The sequence below is a fragment of the Rhizobium rosettiformans genome, assembly GCF_016806065.1.
In the GTDB taxonomy this organism is placed as follows: Bacteria; Pseudomonadota; Alphaproteobacteria; order Rhizobiales; family Rhizobiaceae; genus Allorhizobium.
This window is the reverse complement of the sequence record NZ_CP032405.1, coordinates 1,366,763-1,387,141: the sequence shown is the minus strand read 5'-3', so window position 1 is coordinate 1,387,141 and position 20,379 is coordinate 1,366,763. Positions and strand designations below refer to the sequence as shown.

15 protein-coding genes and 2 pseudogenes are annotated in these 20,379 nt (G+C 62.7%); 8 read left to right on the top strand and 9 right to left on the bottom strand.

The window, feature by feature from the left end; genetic code table 11:
- Positions 1-13: 13 nt before the first annotated feature.
- A complete protein-coding gene (locus D4A92_RS06550) occupies positions 14-409 on the bottom strand; it encodes an SDR family oxidoreductase (protein WP_203018854.1) in 396 nt (131 codons plus the stop codon).
- A 188-nt stretch (positions 410-597) separates the two neighbouring features.
- Here D4A92_RS06550 and D4A92_RS06545 point away from each other — a divergent pair, with 188 nt between their 5' ends.
- The 3 genes from D4A92_RS06545 (at position 598) to D4A92_RS06535 (ending at position 6,116) form a co-directional block, all read left to right on the top strand.
- Entirely contained in the window at positions 598-1,203 is a 606-nt protein-coding gene (locus tag D4A92_RS06545) for a recombinase family protein (RefSeq protein ID WP_055971942.1), read from the top strand.
- A 15-nt stretch (positions 1,204-1,218) separates the two neighbouring features.
- Complete coding sequence (locus tag D4A92_RS06540) at positions 1,219-4,188, top strand: Tn3 family transposase (protein WP_072495413.1); 2,970 nt, start codon at positions 1,219-1,221, stop codon at positions 4,186-4,188.
- Positions 4,189-4,394: 206 nt separating this feature from the next.
- A complete protein-coding gene (locus tag D4A92_RS06535; protein WP_125988456.1) occupies positions 4,395-6,116 on the top strand; it encodes an alpha/beta hydrolase in 1,722 nt (573 codons plus the stop codon).
- Between the two features lie 13 nt (positions 6,117-6,129).
- Here D4A92_RS06535 and D4A92_RS06530 read toward each other — a convergent pair whose 3' ends face one another.
- The 4 genes from D4A92_RS06530 to D4A92_RS06515 form a co-directional block, all read right to left on the bottom strand.
- A complete protein-coding gene (locus tag D4A92_RS06530; RefSeq protein ID WP_203018852.1) occupies positions 6,130-6,834 on the bottom strand; it encodes an esterase/lipase family protein in 705 nt (234 codons plus the stop codon).
- Entirely contained in the window at positions 6,831-7,664 is an 834-nt protein-coding gene (locus D4A92_RS06525) for an ABC transporter permease (protein ID WP_203018850.1), read from the bottom strand. The genes D4A92_RS06530 and D4A92_RS06525 overlap by 4 nt, the downstream gene beginning before the upstream one ends.
- Positions 7,661-8,407, bottom strand: coding sequence for an ABC transporter permease (locus D4A92_RS06520; protein WP_246754087.1), 747 nt, complete (start codon positions 8,405-8,407; stop codon positions 7,661-7,663). The genes D4A92_RS06525 and D4A92_RS06520 overlap by 4 nt, the downstream gene beginning before the upstream one ends.
- Before the next feature lie 180 nt (positions 8,408-8,587).
- Positions 8,588-9,202 (bottom strand): recombinase family protein, encoded by a 615-nt coding sequence (locus tag D4A92_RS06515; RefSeq protein WP_108610824.1) that lies wholly within the window; start codon positions 9,200-9,202, stop codon positions 8,588-8,590.
- A gap of 125 nt (positions 9,203-9,327) precedes the next feature.
- Here D4A92_RS06515 and D4A92_RS06510 point away from each other — a divergent pair.
- Positions 9,328-10,764 (top strand): annotated as a pseudogene (locus D4A92_RS06510) (DUF4158 domain-containing protein); the annotation flags it as partial.
- A gap of 137 nt (positions 10,765-10,901) precedes the next feature.
- Positions 10,902-11,165, top strand: a complete 264-nt coding sequence (locus D4A92_RS06505) for a hypothetical protein (protein ID WP_203018846.1) — start codon at positions 10,902-10,904, stop codon at positions 11,163-11,165.
- A gap of 305 nt (positions 11,166-11,470) precedes the next feature.
- Here D4A92_RS06505 and D4A92_RS06500 read toward each other — a convergent pair whose 3' ends face one another.
- Positions 11,471-12,517, bottom strand: a complete 1,047-nt coding sequence (locus D4A92_RS06500) for an IS110 family transposase (RefSeq protein ID WP_203018844.1) — start codon at positions 12,515-12,517, stop codon at positions 11,471-11,473.
- A gap of 122 nt (positions 12,518-12,639) precedes the next feature.
- On the opposite strand from D4A92_RS06500, the pseudogene D4A92_RS06495 reads away from it, so the two are divergent.
- The 3 genes and pseudogenes from D4A92_RS06495 to D4A92_RS06485 form a co-directional block, all read left to right on the top strand.
- A pseudogene (locus D4A92_RS06495) lies at positions 12,640-14,097 on the top strand (Tn3 family transposase); the annotation flags it as partial.
- 35 nt (positions 14,098-14,132) lie between these two features.
- On the top strand, positions 14,133-16,355 hold the full coding sequence (locus tag D4A92_RS06490) for a Tn3 family transposase (RefSeq protein ID WP_432445034.1): 2,223 nt from the start codon (positions 14,133-14,135) through the stop codon (positions 16,353-16,355).
- Positions 16,356-16,364: 9 nt separating this feature from the next.
- Positions 16,365-16,964, top strand: coding sequence for a recombinase family protein (locus D4A92_RS06485; protein WP_136543144.1), 600 nt, complete (start codon positions 16,365-16,367; stop codon positions 16,962-16,964).
- A gap of 36 nt (positions 16,965-17,000) precedes the next feature.
- Here the strand turns inward: D4A92_RS06485 and D4A92_RS06480 are convergent, their stop codons facing one another.
- The 3 genes from D4A92_RS06480 to D4A92_RS06470 form a co-directional block, all read right to left on the bottom strand.
- On the bottom strand, positions 17,001-18,434 hold the full coding sequence (locus D4A92_RS06480; RefSeq protein ID WP_035715066.1) for a GntP family permease: 1,434 nt from the start codon (positions 18,432-18,434) through the stop codon (positions 17,001-17,003).
- 4 nt (positions 18,435-18,438) lie between these two features.
- Positions 18,439-19,479 carry a patatin-like phospholipase family protein gene (locus D4A92_RS06475; RefSeq protein ID WP_035715050.1) on the bottom strand — a complete coding sequence of 347 codons (1,041 nt, stop codon included), beginning with the start codon at positions 19,477-19,479 and terminating at the stop codon, positions 18,439-18,441.
- Positions 19,480-19,542: 63 nt separating this feature from the next.
- Positions 19,543-20,130 (bottom strand): HdeD family acid-resistance protein, encoded by a 588-nt coding sequence (locus D4A92_RS06470; RefSeq protein WP_035715069.1) that lies wholly within the window; start codon positions 20,128-20,130, stop codon positions 19,543-19,545.
- Positions 20,131-20,379: the final 249 nt, after the last annotated feature.

Here is a 20,379-nt window from a genome sequence, read left to right as displayed (position 1 = left end):
GCGCGACTCTAGCCTATTGCGCGACGTAGCCGCCGTCGACCGGCACCACCGCGCCGGTCATGAACCCGGCCTCGGCCGAGCACAGCCAGACGATCAGGCCCGCCACCTCGTCGGGGGTGCCGATGCGGCCCATCGGGTGCAGTCCGTCCATCATCTGCCGGCTGGTCATCTTGCCGCCCGTCGCCTGATCGGCCAGCGAATCGAGCATCCGCGTGTCGATCCCCGCCGGGCAGACCGAATTCACCCGGATCCCCGCCTTGGCATATTCCAGCGCCGCATTGCGCGTCAGCCCGTTCACCCCGTGCTTGGAGGCGACGTAGGCCGATAGCCCCGGAAAGCCGATCAGCCCGGCGATCGAGGACAGGTTGACGATGGATCCGCCGCCCCCATCACCGCCTTGGGCCAGCATCTGGGGGCTCCGTGGGAATCTCTGCAATATTACCCGCTAAGAGATTTTTGGCGTGACGGAAAACAGATGATTTCCGCGTAGCGGTTCGGCGGGTCGAAATCGACGGGGTGACTGGGCAATTATTTGCGCGACAAACCCTGTCGGAATGTGAGACTGTGCGGCAACACGGAATTTGAGGTTTGTCGTGCATGTTGATCGGTTACATGCGGGTATCGAGCGGTGATGAGCGGCAGTCGGTTGCCTTGCAGCGCGACGCCCTGCTCGCGGCCGGGGTCGATCAGCGTCACCTGCATCAGGATCGCGCTTCGGGCGCGCGCGACGATCGGCCGGGGCTGAAGGCTTGCCTTGCGGAATTGTGCGAGGGTGACGTGCTGGTCGTTTGGAAGCTCGACCGTCTGGGCCGATCACTCTCCCACCTGATCAGAATCGTTGAGGATCTGAAGATGCGCGGGGTCGCCTTCCGCTCTTTGACGGAAGCTATCGACACGACGAATTCGCACGGTGCGTTCCTGTTCAACCTGTTTGGCACGCTCGCCGAATACGAGAGAGTGCTGATCACGGAGCGGGTCAACGCTGGACTGGCGGCGGCACGCCGGCGCGGTCGCAAGGGCGGTAGGCCACCGACGATCGACACCGAAAAGGTTGAGCAGATTCTGGCGGCGCTGGAAGCCGGCGCCAGCAAGGCGTCGGTGTGTCGGACATTCAAGGTGCCGCGCTCGACTCTCATCGATACATTGCGGCGAACCGGATGGACCGGACCGGGCAAAGAAGATGAGCCTGCTCCCCCAGTTTGAGAGCGGGTGTGACCGATGGCCTTCCTCGACGCGCAGTCGCGCACCGTTCTGTTCGACCCACCCGATGTTTATGAAGAGGCCCTCGCGCGCTATGCGCTGTCCGCTGAGGACATCGCTTTCGCCAGGGCGCATCGCCGATCGCATAATCGTCTGGGTTTTGCCATCCAACTCGCCCTGGTGCGTGATCTCGGTCGTCCGCTCCGCGCTGGGGAAGTTCCGCCTCAGGCAGTCGTCTCCGTTGTCGCCGACCAGTTGGGCATCGACGCTGCGGTGTTCGCACTCTATGCCCAGCGGGAGGAAACCCGTCGAGAACATACGCGGGAGATTGTCGTCGCACTGGATCTCCGGCCCGTCCGGGCGAGCGATTATCGATCCCTGATCACCGCGGCGGCACGCGAGGCAGCCGCTACCGAACAAGGCGAGCCGATCACCAAGGCCGTGATCGAAGCCCTGAAGGAGAGGAAGCTGCTCGTTCCTGTGCCGGAACTGCTGATACGTCTGGCGATGGCGGGCCGGGCGGCAGCGCGACGACAGGCTTATCGCGGCTTGATCCGGGGCATGGAGCAACCGTCCATCGAGGCGCTTGATCAGCTTCTCATCGATCGGTCCGGCGATCGGAGCCATCTCGGCTGGATTGCGGAAGCGCCGGAGGGGACGAAACTGAAAAACCTCAAGGGCCTGATTGCCCGGCTTGAGGTTCTGCGTTCGGCGGCGATTTCCGATGAGCGACGTAAAACGATCCATGCCAACCGCTATGGCATCATCGCCCGGGACGCCCGCATTCTGCATGCCCGTGAGATACGACGCCTTACATCCGAGCGCCGCTACGCCACGCTGACGGCGTTCGTCATCGAGAGGCAGGCGGCAATCACCGACCTTGCGATCGACATGTTCTGCAAACTGATCGGCAGCACCCGGCGCAAGGCTGAACTGAGCCGCACAGAACGCCGGCTGAAAGAAGCCGAGATTCTTGATGGGGTGGCGCTCGATCATCTCAAGCTTGGCGAGGCGCTTCTGGCCGCCCGTGAGAACAACACCGATCTCGCATCCGCAATTGCAGTCTCACTCGGCTGGGACGGATTGACCGCCAGCGTGGCCGCAGCCAGGTCCGTCGTGCGCCCCGATCGCAGCGACGAATTCGATGAGCTCATAGAGCGGCACAAATCGCTGCGAAAGCTGGGCAGGCTCATGTTCGGCGCGTTCTCTTTCCGGTCGTTTCGTCCCGATGATCCGGTTTTGAAGGCAGTGGATCATCTGCGTGCGCTCTACAGTGGCAGGAAACTACCCGCGCAGGTGCCGTTCGCGTTCATGACGCGCAAGTGGCGGCGACGTGTGCGCTCGGACGGTGTCACCATCGACCTTCGGGCTTGGGAAGTGGCGGTACTCGTTCACCTTCGGGAGCGCCTGCGGGCCGGTGACATATGGGTTGATGGCAGCCGAGCATGGCGCAGTTTCGAGGATTATCTTCTGCCTCGACCGATCTTTGCCCTGATGCGCGCCGAAGGCCGGCTCGGGCTTGCCATCCCTGACAGCTTTGCCGAATGGCGAGCCGAACGCACCGCCACGCTCGACGCGAAACTCAAAGAGCTGGCAAGGGCGGCGGCCGCCAACGCCATTCCGGATGCGGCTATTTCCGACAAGGGTTTGTCGGTCTCCCCGATCCGCGAGGAGGAGCGTGACGGGATCGTCGCGCTCAGCCGGCGTCTTTACATCCTCGTTCCCCGGATCAGGATCACCAGCCTGCTTGCCGAGGTCCACAGCTGGACCAGGTTCCTTGACAGCTTCACACACTATCGCACCGGCGAGACGGCGAACGACGAGCCGGCGCTGATGGCCGCTATCCTTGCCGACGCCACCAACGCCGGTGCTGAACGCATGGCGGAAAGCTCACGCGGCGTCACGATCCACCAGATGATGCTGATGGTAGATAGGCATCTGCGCTCGGAAACCTATGCTACGGCGACCGCCGTGCTGGTCGATGCGCAGCAGGCTCATCCCTTCGCCGCGGTCTGGGGCGACGGTCATATCTCCTCCTCGGACGGGCAGTTCTTTCCGGCAGGCGGGCGCGGTGAAGCCAGCCTCGAATACAATGCAAAATACGGCAAAAGACCAGGTGCTTCGGTCTATGGCTTCCTGTCCAATCGTTTCGCCTCCTTCTTCTCCCGGATGATCCAGGCGTCCGAGAGCGAAGCGCCCTACGTGCTCGACGGCCTCCTTCACAACGAAAGCTCCGTCGAAATCCATGAGCATGCAACCGATACCGCCGGCGCGACCGAAACGACATTCGCTATGTTCCATGGCTTCGGCTATAGGCTCATTCCTCGTATCCGCAATCTCGGCAATCGCAGGCTCTTCGTCATCGATCCCGACGCGGCGTACGACCCGCTCGGGGCGCTGATCTCGGGAGCCGTCAACATGGATGTCATCGAGCAGCACTGGGATGAGGTCTTGCGGCTGAAGTCATCGATTGGCGCGGGCCTCGTGCCGCCGTCCGTCATCCTCAAGAAGCTTGCCGCATCGCCTCGGCAAAATCGGCTCAATCAGGCGCTACGCGAAATGGGCCGGATTGAACGCTCGATCTTCATCTGCGACTGGTTGCTCGACACCAAGCTCCGGCGCAGATCGCATGCCATCCTCAACAAGGGTGAAAGCCGTCACGCCCTTGCCCGGGCGGTCTTCCTCCACCAGCTTGGCGAGCTGCGCAACCGCGTGGCGGAAACCATGGCCTATCGGGCGTCAGGTCTCAACCTCGTCGTCAACGCCATTATCCTGTGGAACACCGTCTATCTCAGCCGCGCTGTCGATTATGTCCGCACCCAGGGCATCGATATTCCCGCCGAGCTGCTCTCCCAAGTCGCACCACTTCCCTGGGCTCATATCGCACTCACCGGCGACTATCTCTGGAACGAAATTGACCGACCCCTCGAACGCTTCAGGCCGATCCGCGCTAACCGTTTCAATCCAAACAACTTCGCTTTCCCTTAGCGGGTATTATTGCAGAAATGCCCACGGAGCCCCATATCCGTTTTCTACGTTCCGATGGTCTGGAGCTTCTGAATGTCGCCTCGTGCTTGCCGGGCACTCGCCCGAACTCGCTTCACCGGCCGAAGCTATCGGACGCAGCCCCGGCGCTGCGTGATCGATGGATATAATAGCTCGATCGGCGGGCATGACGGACAGCAGGTGCGATGATGAGCTTCGGCACGAGAGCTCTCCTGCTTCCGCTGCGCTGGAGCCGTGGCCTGTCCGGCATCGGCCTGGCGCTCGGCACCTTCCTGTTCGCAGCCTCGCTCACCCCCACGCTCGTGCCGCGCACGGCCGTGATCCAGGGCGTTCTGGGTGGTGTCTGTTTCGCGGCAGGCTATGGCTTCGGCACGGCCTGGCGCTGGCTCTGGACCTATCTGGAGATGCCGGCGCCCAATGAGCGGCTGCGCCGCATCGTCAACATCGTCGTCGCCGGCATATGCCTGCTGGTCGCCGGCATCTTCCTCGCGAATGCGGCGGAATGGCAGAATTCCATCCGCCGCGTGATGTCGATGGAGCCGATCGAGAGCGCCCATCCGTTCAAGGTCAGCCTGATCGCGCTCGTCACCTTCGCAGTGCTGCTGACCCTGGCGCGTCTGTTCAGGCTGATGGCCCTCTTCCTGGCGCGCCGGCCGCTGGGCTTCATGCCGCGGCGGGTCGCGCTCGTGGCCGGCCTCGCGATCACGACGGTTCTGGTCTGGTCGCTCGCCAACGGCTTCCTGGTGCGCGTCGGCTTCCGCGTGCTGGATTCCTCCTTCCGCGAACGCGACGCCCTGATCGAGCCGGCCAGTCCGCAGCCGACGGACCCGCTTCAATCCGGCAGTCAGGCCTCGCTGGTGAAATGGCGGGAGCTGGGGCGGGCGGGCCGCGAGTTTGTGGCCTCGCGCCCGAGCGCGGCCGATATCACCGCCCTGTCGGGCCGGCCGGCGATGCAGCCGATCCGCACCTATGTCGGGTTGCGCGCGGCCGGGACGGCGGAGGCGCGCGCGCGGCTGGCGCTGGAGGAATTGAAGCGCTCGGGCGCCTTCGACCGGAAGATTCTGGTGGTGATCACGCCGACCGGCACCGGCTGGGTCGATCCCTCGGCGATCAGCCCGATCGAGCATCTCGGCGACGGCGATGTCGCCAGTGTCGCGCTGCAATATTCCTATCTGTCGAGCCCACTCTCGCTGCTGGCTCAGCCGGAATACGGTTCCGAGGCGGCGCGTGCGCTGTTCAGCGAGGTCTATGGCCACTGGACGCGCCTGCCCAAGGAACGCCGGCCGCGGCTCTACCTGCACGGCTTGAGCCTGGGTTCGATGAATTCGGAGCGATCGATCGAGTTGCTCGAATTGATCGGCGATCCGATCGATGGCGCCGTCTGGAGCGGCCCGCCCTTCGGTAACCGTTTCTGGCGCGACATCACAGACCGGCGCAATGAGGGTTCGCCGGCCTGGCTGCCGGAATACCGGGAGGGCCGCGCCGTCCGTTTCATGAACCAGAATGGACCGACCGTTCCGCCTGCGACGCCCTGGGGCGTGATGCGGATCGTCTATCTCCAATATGCCAGCGACGCGGTGACCTTCTTCGATCGCCGTAGCTTCTTCCGAAAGCCTGCCTGGCTCGAGCCGACGCGCGGCCCCGACGTCTCGCCCCAGTTCCGCTGGTATCCCGTCGTGACCGGCCTGCAGCTTCTCGTCGACATGGCCTTCGCGACGAGGACGCCGATGGGCTACGGGCATGTCTACGCTCCGCAGCACTATGTCGAAGCCTGGGTCGCGGTGGCCGGGGCGGGGAGCTGGTCGCCGGAGGCGCAGGCCGCGTTGAAGCGTCATCTCTGGGATCACGCCCAGCGCGGCAGCGATGATCGCGATGGCGAAGAGGGCGCTTACGACAATCGCGGGGGCTGAGGATGAGGCGTCTTCAGGAGCGAGCGACCCGCTCCTGAAGATAGGTCGCCACATCCCGGATAAGCTCGGATAGCGTCAGGCCGTGGTTGAAGCGCCCGGTCCGGATGAAGGTCACGACCTGCGCGACGACGAGCGGGTTGTTCATCATGAAGGTGTGCGTCACGGGCAGGGTGATATGGTCGGCCATGCCCTCCAGCTTCGTGCTCTCGACCGAGACCTTGCCGTCATTCGGCCCGGTGAAGAACGGCGACAGGATCGGGTTGAGCGAGAGGCTTCCCGCGATGATGCCGAGTTCGTAATCGGCGTCCGGCAGGGAATTGGGCAGGCTGTCCGGCGCGGTGCCGAGCTGAAGGCCGGCGGGTCCGTTGATCAATGCGAAGCCCGGCAGCCGGCCGAGCCCGTCGACCAGCTCGGAGCCGTGATTGGGCGGCGCCAGCATCACCACGCGCCCGAGATTGGCCGGCCGATGCCGCTTGAGCCAGGCTCGCAACAGGATGCCGCCCATCGAATGCGTGACGAAATGGACGGGCGCGTCGCCGCAGCCGCCGACCGCGTTCCCGACATGGTCGAGCAGGTCCTCGACCGCGCATGTCGTCGAGCCGTAGGTCTCGTTGACGACGTCGTAGCCGAGGGTCGCGAGGGTCTTCTCGATCAGCAGGAGCGATGCCTTGCTGCGCGCCAGGCCGTGAAGAATGACGACGGTTTCGGCTTGGCTCATGATCGGGCTTCGGTGGCGGGCGAGCCCTGATTGTAGGCCGTAGGCATCTCCCGAATCCAGCGGCTGCGGGCGATCATCAGCGCGAATAGCGTGATCGCGAACAGGTAGATGCCCGGCATAATGGCGAGCCAGGGCGCCCGCGAGAAATAGGGCCGGGCCTCCGCGATCATCGCGCCCCATTCGGGGGCAGGCGGCTGGACCCCGATGCCGAGGAAGCCCAGCGCGGCGATGTTCAGGATGTTGTGGCCGAACTGGAGGGCGATCAGCCCGGAGAAGATCGGCAGCAGATGCGGCAGCACATGGCGCCGCAGGACATAGAGTCGGCCGCCGCCAGCCACGCGCGCGGCGGTCACGAACTCGCGCTCCCGCAGCGAGAAGGCGGTGGCGCGGGCAATGCGCGCATATTTGACCCATCCGGTCAGCGACAGGGCGAGGATCAGCGACAGCGAGCCGCCGCCGAGATGGGCCGCGAGGATGAGCGCGATGACGATCTGGGGCAGGGAGGTCAGCACGTCCATGACGAAAGTCAGCGCCCGGTCGGCCGGTCCGGCGAACTCGGCGGCGAGCATGCCGATGCTGACGCCGATGGCGAAGGACAGGGCGACGATCGTCAGCGACAGGCCGAAATCGAGCAGGAAGCCATGAGCGATCCGGGCCAGCACATCGCGCCCGAGATGGTCGGTGCCAAGGAGGAAATCGGCTCCGGGCGCGCGCAGGCTGTTGCGCAGCGAGGTCTCGACCGGGTCGAACATCAGCCCGTATGCGATGGAGAGGGCGAACAGGGCCGCGATTGCGAGAAGGAGCCAGTCGCTCCGGCGAAGAGCCGTCATGGCGCGGTCCGTTTCAGGCGGATGCGCGGATCGACGCGGGTAAGGATGAGATCGGCTGCGAGATTGGCGACGGCCACCGCCAGCGCGATCACGCCGATCGCGCCGAGAAAGGCCGGGCCGTCATGGCTATCGAGCGCGTCGGTGAGATAGGCGCCCAGCCCGGGGATCGAGAACAGCCGCTCCACGATGACGACGCCGCCGACGAGGAAGGCGAACTGAAGCGCGAGATAGGGGATCAGCGGGATCAGCGCGTTCGGCAGGGCGTGGGTGAAGAGGATGTCGCGGTCGCCGAGCCCCTTGGCGCGCGCCGTCGTGATGTGTTGCGCACCGAGCGCCTCGCTCAGCGTGTCGTCGAGCAGGATGGCGTTGAAGCCGAACTGCCCGAGCGCGAGCACGGCGACCGGCAGCACGACATGCGCCCAGCTGTCGAAGCCGCTGACCGGCAGCCAGTCGAGCCGGAGCGAGAACAGGATGATCAGGACGACGCCGAGAAAGAACGAGGGCAGCGCGATCGAGCCGACGGCGAGCAATTCGAAGCCTCGCGCGGCTGCTGGCGTCGGAAAAGAGCGCTTGAGCGTGACCGTGGCGAAGGTCAGGGCGAGGGAGGCAAGCGTCGCCAGCAAGGCGATGAGCCCGGTCGCCGAGAGCCGCCAGCCGAGTTCGAGCGCGACCGGCCGCCCGGTCCGGATCGAAGTGCCGAGATCGCCCGTCAGCGCGCCGGCAAGCCAGCGGCCATATTGCACGATCAAGGGCGCATTCAGCCCGAAACGGTCGGCGATGGTCTACATAGGCGCGAATCTTCCGGCTGAGTTCGTTTTCCATGCACGATCCTTCCCAGTCGGGCGATGGCCCTGGCCGGCATCATCGTAGACCGCCACGGATCGACCACCTAATTGGGGTCGTTTGCGGGAGGGGGCGAAATCCTACGCTAAGCCGAGGACACGCTTTCCGTAGTTCCTGAGTTCGCCGTTCGGGCCGACATAGCGGTAGAGGGTGACGCGCTCGATCCCCAGTTCCTTGCACAAATTGGAAACGGACGTGTCGCGTTGCGCCATGGCGGCTTGCGCGAGGCGCACCTGAGCTTTGGTGAGGGCAAATTTTCGACCGCCCTTGCGTCCGCGCGCCCTTGCGGCGGCGAGACCGGCCATGGTGCGTTCCCGGATCAGATCCCGCTCAAACTCGGCCAAGGTGGCGAAGATACCGAACACCATGCGGCCGGATGCGGTTGTGGTGTCGATCTGCGCACCCTTTCCGGTCAACACCCGCAGGCCGATCCTGCGTTCTGACAGATCCTTCACGGTGTTGACCAGGTGGGCAAGCGACCGTCCGAGGCGATCGAGCTTCCAGACCACCAGCACATCGCCTTCGCGCAAGGTTTTTAGGCAGGCGGCCAGGCCAGGCCGATCATCCCGAGCGCCGGAAGCGCGATCCTCATAGATGTTGTCCTGTTCGACACCGGCGGCGCGCAGATCGTCGTGCTGCAGGTCGAGGGACTGTGAGCCATCGGCTTTGGAAACGCGGGCATATCCGATCAGCATGTTTCTTAAACGTTGGTTTGAGGCGGCGCGCCGGCCACGATTGCATCGGTCTCTAGAAATGTATCTCAACCAGCTTCATAAACAAAGCATCTTGAACATCATCAAATTTTGAAAAAGGAACATCGATGCCACGTCGCGTCACTCTAACCGATCGGCAGAAGGACGCGCTGTTGCACCTGCCGACCTCGCAGGCGGACTTGCTCAAACACTATACGCTGAGTGACGAGGATCTCGGGCATATCGGGCAGCGTCGCCGCCCGCACAACAGGTTCGGCTTCGCCTTGCAATTATGCGTCCTACGCTATCCTGGTCGGGTGCTGGCTCCGGGCGAGCTGATTCCGGCGGAGGTCGTCGAGTTCATCGGAGCGCAACTCGGCTTGAATGCCGACGATCTCGTTGACTATGCCGCTCGCGAGGAGACGCGGCACGAGCATCTTTCCGAGTTGCGGGCGCTCTACGGATACCGCACCTTTTCGGGACGTGGTGCGCGCGAGCTGAAGGATTGGCTGTTCCGAGAAGCCGAGATGGCGGTGTCGAACGAGGATATCGCCCGTCGCTTCGTGATCGAGTGCCGTCGAACTCGCACGGTCCTTCCTGCGACATCGACGATCGAGCGGCTTTGCGCCACGGCCCTGGTCGACGCCGAGCGGCGGACCGAGACGAGGATCGCCAGCCGGTTGTCCATGCCGATCCGGGAACAGTTACTGGCATTGCTCGAGGAGACGGCGGACGATCGGGTGACCCGCTTCGTGTGGCTGCGGCAGTTTGAGCCTGGCTCGAACTCTGCGTCGGCCAACCGGCTGCTCGATCGGCTAGAATACCTGCAACGTGTTGATCTTCCCGAGGATCTGCTGGCCAGTGTTCCTGCCCATCGGGTGACACGTCTGCGCAGGCAGGGCGAGCGGTATTATGCCGACGGCATGCGTGATCTCCCGGAGGACAGGCGGCTTGCGATTCTGGCCGTGTGCGCATCAGAATGGCAGGCGATGCTTGCCGACGCCGTGGTCGAGACCCATGACCGGATCGTCGGCAGGCTCTACCGTGCTTCGGAGCGCATTTGCCAGGCGAAGGTCGCGGATGAAGCGAACGCGGTGCGCGACACCTTGAAATCCTTCGCCGAAATTGGCGGTGCCCTGGTCGATGCACAGGATGACGGCCAGCCGCTGGAAACCGTCATCGCGAGCGGTTCGGGTTGGGATGGCTTCAAAACCCTTGTTGCAGTGGCAACCAGGCTGACCGCCACCATGGCCGACGATCCGCTCAATCATGTGCTCGACGGGTATCATCGCTTCCGTCGCTATTCCCCGCGGATGTTGCGTTTGCTTGATCTTCGGGCTGCGCCGGTCGCAATGCCGCTGCTGGAAGCCGTGATGGTCCTACGCAACGGTTTGAACGATGGTGCACATACCGGCTTCCTGCGGCCGAGTTCGAAATGGCATCGTCATCTTCGTGCCCAGGCGGCTGGCGACACTCGCCTCTGGGAGATCGCGGTGCTGTTCCATCTGCGCGATGCCTTCCGATCCGGGGATGTCTGGCTGGCCAGATCCCGGCGCTTCTCTAATCGGCGGGCCAAAGTCAAGCTTCGATGAGCTTCTATTGATTGCACATCGGAAGACTTGTATCCGAACCCACCTCGATGCACTTGTCCACATCGTGGATTAGAGTCAGCAAGAATAGACCGATTATCAAACGAGGCATTATGCAGTTTCGCGAAGGCACTCCTGTCGTCCTTATGATCGAGATGTATTTTGCTGTCCTCTGGCTCCCGGTTTTGATAGCAGTTTTTGCAGCTATCGGTTCTATTTTCGTTTATCGCACTGGATACCGCCGGCGCTTGTTGGTGCTGATTACGCTGTTGCTATCCGCTCTGGTTGCAATTTGGCTTGGGGCGATCTTAGGAGGTATGGCGCTTCTTGAGCATCCGCGTTACCGCGCCTATGTCGAATGCGACCCGTGCTTTTGACTCTCAACCCTCAGCCAACACGGCTACGAGGTCTCTGGGCGGAATCCTCGTTACTCAAAGGGGTACCATTCTAACCGCAGCGTTCCACGTCTTTTCGCGGCCCTCGCTTCTCTCCGGGATAGGCATCTAGCCCTCCCACGATGGGGTCCAGTAGATGATGTGGTCCAATCTATGCTGCATCCTGATGACAGTTCACCGGAATAAACGCCGCCACGAACTCATATCACCATCGTCCGCGAAGGACGTCTTCCGCCGCTACGCGGAACCCTGGTTCTCTGTCTCTCGCCCGCCTCTATGGCTGACCGTCATGCCGCTCCGGTTGAGGCATTGTCCTCCCTCGTCCAGCGAAACTCCGAGCCATCCACCCATATGCGGTGCATGACGACAGCGAGACGGCGGGCCAATGCCACTTTGGCCTTCTTGCTGCCATGCCGCTTGGCAATGTTCATGGCCCATGCCTTCAACCAGCACCATTTCACCACGCGCGTCATCATCGACTGGGCGGCTTCATAAAGCAGCTTTCGCATCATGGCATCCCCGCGCAGAGAAACGTGCCCGACCCGGCTCATTTCACCGGATTGTTTCAGTACGGGCGTAAGTCCTAATATCGCTCCGACTGAGCGAGAATGACGAAACCTGCTGGGGATATCTATCGTCGAGACAAAGGCGAGCGAGACGATCGGTCCAACGCCAGGCACCGTCATCAATCGCCTGCAAACCTCATCCTGCTTCGCTTCGGCTAGGACCCTCTTTTCAAGTTTGGCAAGACCTTCGCGCAATTTTCGCCGTCCGGCGAGCAGTGGCTCCATGATTTCCGCCAGTTCCGCGTCGTGTTCGACAAGTTCGAGTATCCTTCTCTCGAACATGCCGCCAGAGACATGGCCGACCTTCAGTCCGAAGTTGCGCAGAAGCCCGCGCATCTCGTTCTCTAGGTCGATCGCCTTTTCCTGCAGCAACGACCGGGCCGTTAGCAAGGCACGACGCTTCTGGCTGGTGAGCGTCTTCACATGTACGTCCTTGAACAGGCCGACTCGCATCATGTGGGCGATGCCACGCGCGTCGTTCCTGTCGCTCTTGTTCTGCTGAAGAGCATCAAGGAAAGCTTTGGTGTGCCGCGTCTCGATACAGAAGACGGGCAAGCCAGCTTTTGCCAATCCTTCAAACAGCCATTGGGACAGGGGGCCAGCTTCAACGCCTACCCTCTCAAGGCTGAATGCCGGATCGCTCAGGATCGCTACAAGGTCCTCCGGATGAGATGGCACCTTCCGTTCGCGGCATAGTTTCCCGCTTTCATCGACGATACAGACGCTGGTTTCTTTGACCGAGACATCGAGGCCTGCATAATGTTTCATGGCTGCGCTCCTCCGCATGATGGTTGTGGCTGGTTTCCGACAAGTCACTTGTATCATCGGCAGTAAAGTGCGGCTCATTCTTCCGGGCGGATGAGATGGGGCACGAAGCCGATTAGCCCATCTATGCTGATCTGAAACACGCACTCGTTCCGGCGCAGGCCGCGGCGGAAAGCGGCCGTCTTGCCGTGCCGTTGCGGCCGGAGGAATGGCTGGCAGACCGGCAAGCGCGCCTCGACATCCGTTTGAGAGAGCTTGGCCGTGCCGCGCGCACGGGCACGATTCCCGGCGGGTCGATCGAAAGCGGCGTCCTGCATATCGACAAGCTCGAAGCCGCCGCACCCGACGGCGCCGAGGACCTGGTGCTCGATCTCTACAAGCAGATAGCGCCCACACGCATCACCGATCTTTTACTGGAAGCGGATGCTGCGACCGGCTTCTGCGAAGCTTTCACCCATTTACGCACGGGCGCCCCCTGCGCCGACCGGATCGGGCTTATGAACGTTATCTTGGCTGAGGGGATCAATCTCGGCCTGCGCAAAATGGCGGACGCCACCAACACTCACACCTTCTGGGAGTTGATCCGCATTGGACGGTGGCATGTCGAAGGCGAAGCGTACGACCGGGCGCTGGCCATGGTGGTCGAGGCGCAGGCAGCGTTACCCATGGCCCAGTTCTGGGGCATGGGCACTTCGGCTTCGAGCGACGGCCAGTTCTTCGCCGCCACAGAGCAGGGCGAAGCCATGAACCTGGTCAACGCGAAGTACGGCAATACCCCGGGCCTGAAAGCCTATAGCCACGTCTCCGACCAATATGCGGCGTTCGCGACCCAGGTGATACCTGCAACGGCGAGCGAAGCCCCCTATATCCTCGACGGCCTGCTCATGAATGACGCTGGCCGCCATATCCGCGAGCAGTTCACCGACACGGGCGGCTTCACCGATCACGTCTTTGCCGCATGCGCCATTCTCGGCTACCGGTTTGCCCCTCGCATCCGGGATCTGCCGTCCAAGCGACTCTATGCGTTCAATCCATCGGCCGCCCCGGCGCACTTGCGGGCCTTAATCGGCGGCAAGATCAACCAGGCCATGATCGAGCGCAACTGGCCCGACATCCTGCGCATCGCCGCCACTATTGCGGCCGGAAGCATCGCGCCCAGCCAGATACTGCGCAAGCTCGCCTCCTATCCGCGGCAGAACGAACTTGCCACGGCTTTGCGCGAGGTCGGCCGCGTCGAGCGAACCCTGTTCATGATCGACTGGATTCTGGACGCCGATCTGCAACGCCGCGCCCAGATCGGGCTCAACAAGAGCGAAGCGCATCATGCGCTGAAGCGGGCAATCAGCTTCCATCGCCGGGGTGAAATCCGCGACCGTTCCGCCGAAGGCCAGCATTACCGGATCGCCGGCATGAACCTGCTCGCTGCGATCATCATCTTCTGGAACACCATGAAGCTGGGCGAAGTCGTCGCCAACCAGAAACGCGAGGGAAAATTGCTATTGCCCGATCTGCTGGCCCATGTCTCGCCCCTCGGATGGGAGCACATCAACCTTACCGGAGAATATCGTTGGCCAAAGCCTTAGCGTAGGATTCCGCCCCCTCCCGCAAACGACCCCTCATCGCCCGGGACGCCCGCATTCTGCATGCCCGTGAGATACGACGCCTTACATCCGAGCGCCGCTACGCCACGCTGACGGCGTTCGTCATCGAGAGGCAGGCGGCAATCACCGACCTTGCGATCGACATGTTCTGCAAACTGATCGGCAGCACCCGGCGCAAGGCTGAACTGAGCCGCACAGAACGCCGGCTGAAAGAAGCCGAGATTCTTGATGGGGTGGCGCTCGATCATCTCAAGCTTGGCGAGGCGCTTCTGGCCGCCCGTGAGAACAACACCGATCTCGCATCCGCAATTGCAGTCTCACTCGGCTGGGACGGATTGACCGCCAGCGTGGCCGCAGCCAGGTCCGTCGTGCGCCCCGATCGCAGCGACGAATTCGATGAGCTCATAGAGCGGCACAAATCGCTGCGAAAGCTGGGCAGGCTCATGTTCGGCGCGTTCTCTTTCCGGTCGTTTCGTCCCGATGATCCGGTTTTGAAGGCAGTGGATCATCTGCGTGCGCTCTACAGTGGCAGGAAACTACCCGCGCAGGTGCCGTTCGCGTTCATGACCCGCAAGTGGCGGCGACGTGTGCGCTCGGACGGTGTCACCATCGACCTTCGGGCTTGGGAAGTGGCGGTACTCGTTCACCTTCGGGAGCGCCTGCGGGCCGGTGACATATGGGTTGATGGCAGCCGAGCATGGCGCAGTTTCGAGGATTATCTTCTGCCTCGACCGATCTTTGCCCTGATGCGCGCCGAAGGCCGGCTCGGGCTTGCCATCCCTGACAGCTTTGCCGAATGGCGAGCCGAACGCACCGCCACGCTCGACGCGAAACTCAAAGAGCTGGCAAGGGCGGCGGCCGCCAACGCCATTCCGGATGCGGCTATTTCCGACAAGGGTTTGTCGGTCTCCCCGATCCGCGAGGAGGAGCGTGACGGGATCGTCGCGCTCAGCCGGCGTCTTTACATCCTCGTTCCCCGGATCAGGATCACCAGCCTGCTTGCCGAGGTCCACAGCTGGACCAGGTTCCTTGACAGCTTCACACACTATCGCACCGGCGAGACGGCGAACGACGAGCCGGCGCTGATGGCCGCTATCCTTGCCGACGCCACCAACGCCGGTGCTGAACGCATGGCGGAAAGCTCACGCGGCGTCACGATCCACCAGATGATGCTGATGGTAGATAGGCATCTGCGCTCGGAAACCTATGCTACGGCGACCGCCGTGCTGGTCGATGCGCAGCAGGCTCATCCCTTCGCCGCGGTCTGGGGCGACGGTCATATCTCCTCCTCGGACGGGCAGTTCTTTCCGGCAGGCGGGCGCGGTGAAGCCAGCCTCGAATACAATGCAAAATACGGCAAAAGACCAGGTGCTTCGGTCTATGGCTTCCTGTCCAATCGTTTCGCCTCCTTCTTCTCCCGGATGATCCAGGCGTCCGAGAGCGAAGCGCCCTACGTGCTCGACGGCCTCCTTCACAACGAAAGCTCCGTCGAAATCCATGAGCATGCAACCGATACCGCCGGCGCGACCGAAACGACATTCGCTATGTTCCATGGCTTCGGCTATAGGCTCATTCCTCGTATCCGCAATCTCGGCAATCGCAGGCTCTTCGTCATCGATCCCGACGCGGCGTACGACCCGCTCGGGGCGCTGATCTCGGGAGCCGTCAACATGGATGTCATCGAGCAGCACTGGGATGAGGTCTTGCGGCTGAAGTCATCGATTGGCGCGGGCCTCGTGCCGCCGTCCGTCATCCTCAAGAAGCTTGCCGCATCGCCTCGGCAAAATCGGCTCAATCAGGCGCTACGCGAAATGGGCCGGATTGAACGCTCGATCTTCATCTGCGACTGGTTGCTCGACACCAAGCTCCGGCGCAGATCGCATGCCATCCTCAACAAGGGTGAAAGCCGTCACGCCCTTGCCCGGGCGGTCTTCCTCCACCAGCTTGGCGAGCTGCGCAACCGCGTGGCGGAAACCATGGCCTATCGGGCGTCAGGTCTCAACCTCGTCGTCAACGCCATTATCCTGTGGAACACCGTCTATCTCAGCCGCGCCGTCGATTATGTCCGCACCCAGGGCATCGATATTCCCGCCGAGCTGCTCTCCCAAGTCGCACCACTTCCCTGGGCTCATATCGCACTCACCGGCGACTATCTCTGGAACGAAATTGACCGACCCCTCGAACGCTTCAGGCCGATCCGCGCTAACCGTTTCAATCCAAACAACTTCGCTTTCCCTTAGCGGGTATTATTGCAGAAATGCCCACGGAGCCCCTATGTCCGCGTCTCCACGACCGGCCAGACCACCGAAAACCAGATTCAGGAAATTGAGGCCGCCGGCTTTCAGGTCGAGCCGCGCCGGATCGTCACCGAGACAGTTTCCAGCAGCACGGCAATCGCGCAGCGCCGTGGCTTTTCCAAACTCATGGACCGGCTGGAATCCGGCGACGTTCTCATTGTCACCAAGCTTGATCGGCTCGGTCGTGACGCCATCGATGTCAGCACCACCGTCAAGACGCTCTCGGAAATGGGCGTGAAGGTCTACTGTCTCGCCCTGGGTGGTGCCGATCTCACAAGTTCCTCCGGCACGATGACCATGCAGGTCCTCAACGCCGTCGCGCAATTTGAACGGGATCTGCTTATCGAACGCACCCAATCCGGCCTCAGGCGCGCGAAGTCCGAAGGCAAAACCCTCGGAAGGCCATCGACACTCAGCGAGGAACAGAAGCAGGATGTGCGGGAGGATCTGGCAAACGAACTGAGCGTTTCCGCCATCGCCCGGAAATTCGGGACCAGTCGTCAGACCATCATGCGAGTCCGGGACGAGAGTTCACGCTCCGTTCGGCCTTAGCGTACGATTTTTAGCAAATCTTGTTCCGACCCCGGGTTAGAAGGAACCGAAGGCTGTGCCAAGCACGATCACGGCCACAAGGGCAACAAGCGCGCTGACAATGGCGGCCATGACGATGTCCAGATAGCTTTCGCGATGCGTGCAGCCACAGACCGCAAGCATCGTGACCACCGCGCCATTATGCGGCAAGCTGTCCAGCGTACCCGAGGCGATCACGGCCACCCGGTGCATCAGCGCAGGGTCCAGCCCTGTGTCTGACGCGATCTGCATGAAGGTGGGGCCAAGGGCCTGCAGCGCAATGGTCATCCCGCCCGAAGCCGATCCGGTCAACGCGGCAAGGATGTTCGTCGCTACCGCCAGTGACACGAGCGGCCCGCCTCCGATGCCCAGAACCCAGTCCCGCACCATCTCGAACGCAGGCAGGGCCGCCACGACCGCGCCGAACCCCACAAGGCTTGCCACGCTCATGATCGGAAGTACTGCGGCCGTCGCGCCCGAGTCGATGCTTTCGCGCAGATTGCGAAAGCGGCGCCGGTTCATGGCAACCAGCACGATGCAGGCGACCAGAAGCGCAAGCGCCACCGACCAGACCCCGCCGACAGCCGACAGGGTGGTTTCGCCCCATGCGGGCTGCGAGAGGAAATCGAAATCCATGCTGGGCAGCACGAACTGCGTCAGGATCAGGTTGACCACGACAACCAGAACCAGCGGCAGAATGGCCAGGCCGATCGGTGGCCGCCCGCCCCAGGATCCGGCGCGGCTGATCTCGGCAGGGTCAAACTCGCGTGCGGTGCTGGCCAGCTCGCGCGAGACGGCGGAGCCTTTTTCGGCCGCGCCATAACCCTCGCCCCGCGCCTTGGCCTGACGTTCGCGGAAGGAAAGCCAGCCCAGGCCGATGGCCGCCATGATGATGCTGGCTATGATGCCAAGCCCAGGTGCGGCAAAGGGGGTGGTACCAAAGAACGGCATCGGAATCGCGTTCTGGATCGCAGGCGTTCCCGGCATGGCCGACATGGTGAAGGTCGAGGTTCCAAGCGCGAGTGCCGCCGGAAGCAGCCTGCGCGGCACGCTTCCCGCCTTGAACAGCGCCTGCCCCATTGGCGCCAGAACGAAGAACGCCACAAACAGGCTGACACCGCCATAGGTGACCATCGCGCCCGCAGCCACCACGGCAAGGATCGCCCGCGAGGGGCCGAGCCGGCGCGTCATGTAATCGGCGATCGCTGAAACCGATCCGCTGTCGTCCATCAGCTTGCCGAACAATGCGCCCAGCAGGAAAAGCGGAAAGAACTGCGCCACAAACCCCGCCGCCGCAGGCATGAAGGTCTGCGTCCAGTGCGCCAGCATCGGCTGACCGGAAAAAAGCGCCGCCACCGCAGCAGCCAAAGGCGCCAGCAGCAGGATTGTCCAACTGCGGAACGCAAGCACCATGATCAGGGCAAGGCCCAACAGAATACCCAGCAGACCCAGCATGTCAGAGCTCATCCGCCAGCGCGTCGATATCGAAGGTCGAACGCACCCCGATGTCCTGAATATGGGTGCGGCCGAAATCCTCGGCGGCGCGGCGCCCTTCGTCGAAGAGCATCTTCAGGAAGTCCCATTCGGCATTCAGCTTCGAGGAATGTCCAAGGTCCACCATGATGTCCGAGGTGATGCGATGCAGGCGCATCTCTTTCCAGTACCGCGCCTCGCCATTGCCGGGGTCGATGACACGGCGCAGCAGCGCCATCATCCGCAACTCTTTCAGTAGCTGGGCGTTGAAAGAGATCTCGTTCAGGCGGCTTGCGATCTCGCGCGCGGTGCGCGGCGTCTCGCGCCGCTCGACCGGGTTGATCTGCACCAGAACGGTATCGAGGCTTTCACATTCACGCACGAGCGGCGTCATCGTCGGGTTGCCCGCATAGCCGCCGTCCCAATAGGGCACGCCGTCGATCTCGATGGCCTGGAACATCGATGGCAGGCAGGCCGAGGCGAGCAGCACATCGGCCGTCACCTCATGCTTGCGGAACACCCTGCCTTGCCCGGTGTGCACATTGGTTGCCGTGATGAACAGCTTGACCGGCCCGGTCGCCAGCGCGTCGAAATCGATCAGGTCTGTCAGGATGTCGCGCAGCGGGTTCCCTGCCGCCCCACCCAGCGAATAGGGCGAGATCAGCCGCGCCATCAGATCCATGGCGATGAAGGCGGGCGAGTTGTCCAGCGTCCATTTGCCCGTCAGGACCTCCAGCGGCCCGCGCTTGAACGGGCTGAAGCGCGCGGCATCGGCCGTCCGGCGCCAGAAGGCGGTCAGCATCTCACGCGCGGTCTGCCGCCCGCCGGTGGCCATGCCGGCCGCCAGGATTGCCGCGTTCATGGCGCCGGCCGAGGTGCCGGAAATGCCATCGATCTCGAACCAGTCTTCCTCGAGGATGCGGTCCAGAACGCCCCATGTAAACGCCCCATGCGAACCGCCCCCCTGCAAGGCGAGGTCGATGGGAAGGGTTTTTCGCGTCTGCGATTTCGGGTTGCTGGCCATTTCGGCGCCTTTCAGTCAATTCATTGCAAGAAAATGGCGCCCGAAGCCGGGCGCCCTAGGGGATCAGGCGGCGGGCACCGCTTGCCCGCGAAGCCTCCACGCCATCGCACCAAGGGCCGCGCCAATGGCGATGAGGTCGAGCCCCAGCATCAGCCCGATCAGCCACAGCGCAGTGACCGGCATCGCGGCAAAAAGCACAAGCGACAGCACGACCGAGAGCACCCCGCTGGCAAAAACCCAAAGCCAGTTGGGCAAGGGACGGATCGTCAATGCGAAGACAACCTTCGACATCCCCTCGATCATGAAGAAGATGATCAGCAGAAGCGACAGCAGCAGCATCCCCTGCGCGATGTTGCGCAAGAGCAGAATGCCCAGCAACACACCAAGTATGGCCGAGATGATCTGCAGCCAGAAGTTCGGCGCATGGCGTGCGCTGATCAGGCCGATGGCCTGAATGATGCCGCTGGCGATCAGCAGCCAGCCGAACACCACGACGGCAGCAGCCGAAGAAAAGGCCGGGAAGACGATGGCGACGATCCCCGCGACGACCAGCAGCGCCGCCTGTACCAGGTGGAAGGTCGAATGGCGGCGCACCGCATCGCGCGCGGCTTCGCGGTAGGTCTGTGCAGCGGCGGCAAGACTGATCGGCATGGCATTAACTTCCTTGTTCAACAGGGTGCTTCCCGCCGGGCAGCGGGTGTTGCCTTCCCCGACCCGCAGGGCCGGATATGGATCAAAATTGGCACAGGACCGTGAAGCCCATGCCAGACAATCAATTTTTCATCGCCATGAAAAGGCGGATTCAATCAATAGGTCGTAGTTTGTCGTGAATATTTCTACCCACATTCTCCAAGTAAGTCGCTGATTTCGCTGTCGTAATCGTGATATTTCGCATATAAA